Raw genomic sequence first — 7,297 nt, 5'->3', positions numbered from 1 at the left:
TGAACTGTCTGACGGGCACGCCCAATCCGTTTCGCAATATGAGAAATTGGTGTGTCGTGATGGAAATAGGCTTCTATGATTACCAGTTCGTCCGTGGTAAGATGGGTGTAGGTCATGCGTGATCACTTCTATGATTTTCTTTGGTCGGAAAACTCATTTTGAGTGTATCACGTGTGACCCTTTTTAGGTGTCTAGCTTAATTTAACAATCGGCGATTTTTAAAGAGGACACGACTTCTATCAATTAGTACTACATATTTCTAGACAACCAAACAATTTAATTTCAAAATCTCTAAAGCATAAAGTGTCCTCATATTCATACTTCCAATTTCACTTTCCACTACCATTTTTATTATTTTATCCCTATTTAGTTTGTCAAGATAAGCTAGACCATTATTATGCCATTCATATAATTCCAAATATAATATTTTAGGTGTACATTAAGACAAAGCATTTTTTGCAGCATGACTGTCAGGAAGTTTATTGCCAGTATTTAATATTTCTTGTTCCAATTCTATTCATTAATAATTGAGAAGAATCATTACTTATGATCTCATGAAAACTACTTCCATTGTTCTCCTTTACCATAGAATAATTAATTCTATTTCTATATTACTAAAGATGCTCTAATTGATTCCCGCGTTTATTTATAAGAAGACACATAATAATCACTTATATTCTTTTATGTATTTTCCTCCAATGTCTTTTAATCTGTTTTTGTATTACACTTTTAACCGGCAACTTGCTCATTCTTTTATGGGCTTTATTAGCGTACTTAATAAAATTGCCATATCCTTTGTACTGAAATCCCAAATGCGTATATAAATCATATAAATCTTTTTTAGGGCCTGGGCGATTCGTAGCATATTCAATTCTCTTTACTGTCTTTGCTTTCCGATAAGCTCTTGTATAGTAATTAAACAAACTTTTTTCTCTTAATTGTATCATTTTTCCGTCAGTAACAAATCCCAAATAATCAAGGCTAGAAGGCTTGAACGACTCATCCATTACACTTTTACCGTCCCAAAATCTTATTTCAGTTTTTTCTTCTTGGACTTCTAAACCATCTTTTTTATACTTTTCAATTATGCATAAAAGTTCATCTTTAATTTCTTGTAGACTGTCTTCTTTTTTCTCTACCGGTACAACAATAATTAAATCATCACAATATCTTCTATACATAGCATTTCCTGATTTGTTTTCACACCATTTTTTCAGTTCTTCGTCGAAGTCAATTAAATGAACATTGGAACAAACTGCGCTCATGCTCGAACCTTGGGGAATTCCATATTTATTTTTATTGTAATATACTAATTTTTGTTCCTTAATCTCTCTAAATTCTATTGGACTCATTATTCGCTTTATTTTACGTGTTTTAATTTTCTTTTTTAGTTTGCTCCTATATTTTTTTTCTAAGAATTCATCAAGATCTTCTTTATTAACCCAAGAATATTTTGTAAGATTTTTATATACTCTATACCAGTCATCACTCAATGATTCCACTTCTAAAACTCTGCATAGATTTCTCTTTAATGTACGGTGAACTATATTATCGAAGTATTTAGTAAAATCTATTGAAATTACAACCGCATTATCAAACTTAAACAAATGCTCAAAAACTTCATATGCAAAATCAATATTGTTCTTTCCAATCTTATTATTTCTATATGCTATGATGTTTTTATCAAACTTTTGTTTGTATGCATATGAATTATAAGCATTGTTTAACATATCTCCATAATACTTATAAATATATCCATCCTTGTGAGCGGCATAGTAGATATTACGTGTTTTCTTTTCTTTCTTCTTGATTGAATTACCTTGATCATCAAATTCGTTTACTTTTATGTATTTTTTAAAGTTTAATTTGAAATGAATGAATGGCCAAAAGGCATATGAAGACACCCACTTCTCGTTTTGAAGTTTGTGTTTCATATGCCTTATACTTATCTGCTCGTCAAAATGTAAATATCCTTTGATTTCGTATTTATCCCAATTGATGTTAGAAGAGCTAGAAAGGTCATGTGATTGTCGTGGTCCATCACTCTGTTTCATAACAGAAGACCTCCTAGCCTAATTTGGTGTCGCTCACATTAAATGAGCGCTCTGTTGACCACTGATCCAAAATAATGGGATCTCTTAAAACGATACACTATAATTACCATGAGGAGGCAATCAAGGTGCTGATATGGCTGTCTGGCGCTCCAGAAGCGTTTCTAGTACTCGCAATTCTGGTGATCACCGACGAGCTTGGCGAGGTGATAAATATTTATCAACTTGACAAGCGAGAAACATATCACTTCTACATCTATTTATATAGAATAATTAAATTATAACATAAAATTAAATATTCTAACATTTATTTATTTTATGTTTTGTACTTTAAAGAACCATATTACTCACTAGGTAATAAGAAGATTTTTAAGTATGGAGAGGACGGAACTCGAACTTGCGTTAAGAAATCAAGCTACTTAGAAGTTAATTATAGTGACTAGTGGTATACAAAAATTTTACTTATCAGAGAGCTGTATATTTTACGAACTTCATTCAAAACCCTTCCATTTATAGTATAATTTTTTAATAGAACATTATAGTACTATATTAAAATATGTTTTGTTATTAACAAGAGTTTGAAATAGAATATAAAATATTTAGGGGGATTACTTTGGATAAAGTTGAAGTACTTAGCAACTTGAAAGAGAGAGTTAAAGCACTTGAATATAACGATGACGCGAGTCTAAGAAATCTAAAATTACAAATGAGAACAACACTAAAAAAAATATTGGACAATAGTGAAGTTGGAGAATATCTTATGTCTATTGAAAGGACTAAATTTTATTTATCGGTGTATACTAATGGAACTCCCGAAAGCAAAAAAATTCAACAATGGGAAAATGGAAAAAAAGAACTAATAGGTTTACTTGATGTCATTCTTCATTCATTCATATTAGAAGGGGCATTGCCACAGGAAACTGAAACTACATCTCCTTCTTTTAATCAACAAAACACTAATGTTTTCATTGTTCATGGTCATGACGATGCTATGAAACTAACAGTTAAAGACTACTTAGTTAAGTTAGGTCTCAATCCAATTATTCTTCATGAACAACTAGATGAAGGAGATACTATAATTGAGAAGTTTGAAAGAGAAGCTAAAAACGTAAGTTATGCAATTATATTGTTGTCTCCAGACGATGTTGGTAAAGCTATTAGTGCAGAAGTCTATCTTCCGCGGGCACGTCAAAACGTGATTTTAGAATTAGGCTTTTTCACCGGAAAGTTAGGAAGAAAACGTACGTTCAATTTGTTAAAAAACTCCCAGGGAGAAGAACTTGAACAGCCAAATGATTTTTCTGGTGTAGTCTATCATCAGTTCGATCCCGCTGGTGGATGGAAACTTAAATTAGGTCAAAGTTTGAAAGCTGCAGGATTTGATATTGATTTTAATCTTTTGCTTTAAACCTACACCATCCAATAATATTTCCCTCTCACATTTGATTGGTATGCTTCCTTCAAATTTTTCGCTTTTTGGAAGTGCACCCAAATTGTTAGACATACTCTAACAATTGGAGGTGCATTTTTTTATGGATAAGTTTGATACAGAGGATAGACTAAACGCAGTCGATCAATATTTAAATAGTAGAAAAGAACTCTTATGAAATTGCTAAAGCTTTGGGTACAGATTATAAACTGGTTCTCACATGGATAAAATGTAAACGTCAGTATTAAAATGTAGGAAATCGACAATTTAAATATGAAGAAATATCTTAATTTATGCGATGGTCCGGAACCACTAGCTTGTTGACCACGTCGACTATATACAGACAATGTCGCCGCTACTCCATCGCCATACTGACGAGTAAACGGGATCAAATTACGGATTCACGTGTTGAAAAACTGTCGTAGTAAATTATAAAATTACAATGTAAGGAAATTGAAGAAATGAAGAAGCAATCGATGACCTTGAAGAAGAAGATTGAAATAGAGAAGTTATAATAAAAAGTGCCAATTCCCTTGATGAGAAGGGAATTGGCATTTTTATGTTTCATATGGAGACGGCGGGAGTCGAACCCGCGTCCAGAGACTTTGGCACAACTCTTTCTACGTGCGTAGTCCATTTCTTGGTTTCGCATGGCTGGTGGTAATGGACAGACCCCAGATCCATGCTAGTCTGATTGATCTCTTCACCCCGGTCTGCAGACGGAAGACCGGGATGCGTATCCTATTAAGGTTGAATCATCCGATCAAGACGCATAGGAAACGTCATGGGATGATGCAGAGTGCTCTTAGGCAGCTACTGCGAAGTTGTTTTGTTTGCCAGTTATTATTAACTGAGTATCGTTGATGACGAAGCCGATACCTCCGGCACGCTTAAGCTGCTCAAACAGCCCCTGTCGAATCCGGAACGTCCCCGGATTAAAAGCACGTCCTCTCAAGACGTATATTATATTATAGCAGATCGCTCTCCATTTTTCAAGTTGATGCTATCTCATACGGTCTTTCATCGCCCGGTCGATATCGCGTTTCATCTGCTTCTGCTTCAGATCTTCACGCTTGTCGTACTTCTTCTTGCCTCGGGCGACACCGAGCAGCACTTTGCAGAAGCCGTTTTTGATAGAGAGTTTGAGCGGAATGATCGAATAGCCGGGGTCCTGTGTCTCTCCGAGCAGCTTATCGATCTCCTTCCGCTTCAGAAGCAGCTTGCGTGTACGCAGCGGGTCATGGTTATAGCGGTTACCCTCTTCATAGGGGGCGATATGCATGTTGTACACATACATTTCACCTCTATAGACACGGGCATAGGAGTCCTTCAGATTGGCGGAGCCGCGTCTGATGGATTTGATTTCGGTGCCCCTCAGTTCAATGCCCGCTTCGATTGTATCTTCAATCGTATAGTCATGGCTTGCTTTCCGGTTCTGCGCAAGTGGTTTATCATGTGTTTTCTTCTTCATGGCTATTTCTTCTTTCTATTGCTTTTTTTCGCACCTTTGTAGAATGGCTTCTTGTTGCTCTTGCCTTTGTCAAAGTGCTTTTTGCCATCCTTCTGCCTGCTGTCATTGCCTTTATTCCGGCCACCGCCATTGCCTTTATTCTGTCCGCCGCTTCTCGGTTTGGACTTCGCTTTGATTTCAACAGGTCTGTCCCTGCGCTCTCTCGGCTGGCGCTCCGGCATGCCGACGACTTTGAAATCGATCAGGCGCTCTTCCAGGTTGACGTTCAGCACTTCGACCTCGACCGGGTCGCCGATGCGGTAGACGGTGCCTGTACGATCACCGATGAGTGCCATATGACGCTCATGATACTGGTAATGGTCGTCTGTCATGTAGGAGACGTGTACCAGTCCTTCGATCGTGTTCGGCAGTTCGACAAACATGCCGAAATTCATCACGCCGGCAATGACACCTTCATATGTCTCACCGACATGCTGGATCATATATTCCGCCTTCTTCAGGTCATCGGTATCCCGTTCTGCATCCTGGGCCCGTCTTTCCCTGTTCGACGTATGCTCGGCGATATCCGGCAGTTCTGAAGCAATCTGGTTCACTGTTCTCTGTCCGGTCTTGCCTTCAATCAGATATTTTCTGATCAGGCGATGGACCACAAGGTCCGGGTAACGGCGGATCGGGGAAGTGAAGTGTGTATAGTACTCTGCAGACAGGCCGAAGTGTCCCAAGTTCTCCTCGGAATAGCGTGCCTGCTGCATGGAACGTAGCATCAGTGTGCTGATGACCATCTCTTCAGGCCGCCCTTCGACCTCTTCGATGATTTCCTGCAAGGCACGCGGATGGATCTCATTGCCTTTACCTTTGACGACGATGCCGAAGTTTGTAATGAATTCGAAGAACTGTCTCAGCTTCTCCTCTTTCGGATCTTCGTGCACACGGTACAGGAAAGGTACTTCCATCCAGTGGAAGTGCTCTGCCACTGTCTCATTTGCTGCAAGCATGAATTCCTCGATCATCTTCTCGCCGACGGAACGTGTACGCAGAACGACTTCAGCCGGGGTACCATCCGGTTCCACAAGTACTTTTGCTTCGTTGAAGTCAAAGTCGATTGCACCGCGTTTCTCTCTTCTGCCACGCAGGATCTTCGCCAGTGCCTCGGCGTCCTGGAGCATCGGATGGACATCACTGAATTCCTGGATCAGTCCCTGGTCCCCTTCATCCAGCATGCGATTGACCGCATCGTAGGTCATACGGCGGTCGGAGTGGATGACACTCTGGAATATATCATGATTGACGACTTTGCCCTCACGGTCGATCTCCATGCGGCAGCTCATCGTCAGACGATCCACATGTGGATTCAGTGAACAGATGCCGTTCGACAGACGGTGCGGAATCATCGGAATGACCCGGTCGACCAGATACACACTTGTCCCACGTTCGTAGGCCTCCTTATCGAGTGGCGCATCTTCTTCAACATAGTAGCTGACATCTGCGATGCTGACCGTCAGCTCATAGTTCCCGTTATCCAGCGTTTTGACGGAGATGGCATCATCAAGATCTTTCGCATCTGCACCATCGATTGTAATGGTGAACTCGTCACGCAGATCGGTACGGTCCTTGATCTCTTCCTTGCTGATGGCATCAGGCACCGCTTCCGCTGCTTTCAGCACTTCTTCCGGAAATTCGATCTCAATGCCGTGCTGATAGATGATGGAGAGGATATCCACACCCGGATCGTTCTTATGGCCGAGTATCTGGATGACATGGCCTTCCGGATTATCATTTTCATTCTCACGGTATTTCGTAATCTCCACAAGTACCTTGTGTCCGTCTATGGCACCGAGATTCTGCTTCCCTGGAATGAAGATGTCATCTACAATCTTCTTTGAATCCGGCACGACAAAACCGAAATTCTTATTCGCATGATACTCCCCGACAATGCGGGTGATGCCGCGTGTCAGTATGGAAGTGATCTGACCTTCCTGGTTATCCCCCTGGGACTGCTTCTGCACTTCGACCAGTACAGTATCCCCATCGAGTGCCCCATTGATGGCATTCGGCGGAATGAAAATATCCTCAAGCTCCGTATCCTCGGGACGCAGGAAGCCGAATCCGCGCTTATGCATGGACAGCTTGCCCTTGATCAGATCCGTTTCGCTCATCTTCATGAATTTATCTTTTTTCGTTCTATGGACTTCTCCAGACGCCTCCAGGGCAACCATGTCCTTTACCATTTCCTTGAAGTCTTCGGAATCATATGCTGAAAGTGCCTGCTGGAACTGGTCCATTGTCATCGGCTTATAGTCTTCCGAGCCGATCAGTGTCAAAATCTTTTCTCTGTAGCTACCCATG

The 7,297-nt window shown here is 40.3% G+C and carries 5 protein-coding genes and 1 other RNA gene; 1 reads left to right on the top strand and 5 read right to left on the bottom strand.

Features of this window, described 5'->3' with window-relative positions; all coding sequences use genetic code 11:
• Positions 1 to 116: helix-turn-helix domain-containing protein (locus tag FO441_RS12715; RefSeq protein ID WP_425473453.1), on the bottom strand; the 116-nt coding region annotated here is incomplete at its 3' end.
• Positions 117 to 671: 555 nt separating this feature from the next.
• Positions 672 to 2,054, bottom strand: coding sequence for a reverse transcriptase domain-containing protein (locus FO441_RS12430; RefSeq protein ID WP_145290797.1), 1,383 nt, complete (start codon positions 2,052 to 2,054; stop codon positions 672 to 674).
• Between the two features lie 610 nt (positions 2,055 to 2,664).
• Between FO441_RS12430 and FO441_RS12425 the strand changes: the two genes are divergently transcribed.
• Positions 2,665 to 3,459 (top strand): TIR domain-containing protein, encoded by a 795-nt coding sequence (locus FO441_RS12425; protein ID WP_145290794.1) that lies wholly within the window; start codon positions 2,665 to 2,667, stop codon positions 3,457 to 3,459.
• Positions 3,460 to 4,046: 587 nt separating this feature from the next.
• On the opposite strand, the gene ssrA is transcribed toward FO441_RS12425, so the two are convergent.
• The 3 genes from ssrA to rnr form a co-directional block, all read right to left on the bottom strand.
• Positions 4,047 to 4,412, bottom strand: a transfer-messenger RNA (tmRNA) gene (gene ssrA / locus FO441_RS12420).
• Positions 4,413 to 4,483: 71 nt separating this feature from the next.
• Positions 4,484 to 4,951, bottom strand: coding sequence for an SsrA-binding protein SmpB (gene smpB / locus FO441_RS12415; protein WP_145290790.1), 468 nt, complete (start codon positions 4,949 to 4,951; stop codon positions 4,484 to 4,486).
• A 2-nt stretch (positions 4,952 to 4,953) separates the two neighbouring features.
• Positions 4,954 to 7,296: a ribonuclease R gene (rnr, locus tag FO441_RS12410; protein ID WP_145290788.1), complete on the bottom strand. Its 2,343-nt coding sequence runs from the start codon at positions 7,294 to 7,296 to the stop codon at positions 4,954 to 4,956.
• Position 7,297: the final 1 nt, after the last annotated feature.

The organism is Salinicoccus cyprini (genome assembly GCF_007713705.1).
Classification (GTDB): Bacteria; Bacillota; Bacilli; order Staphylococcales; family Salinicoccaceae; genus Salinicoccus; species Salinicoccus cyprini.
The sequence above is the reverse complement of the archived record's forward strand: the minus strand, read 5'-3'. Positions and strand labels throughout refer to the sequence as shown.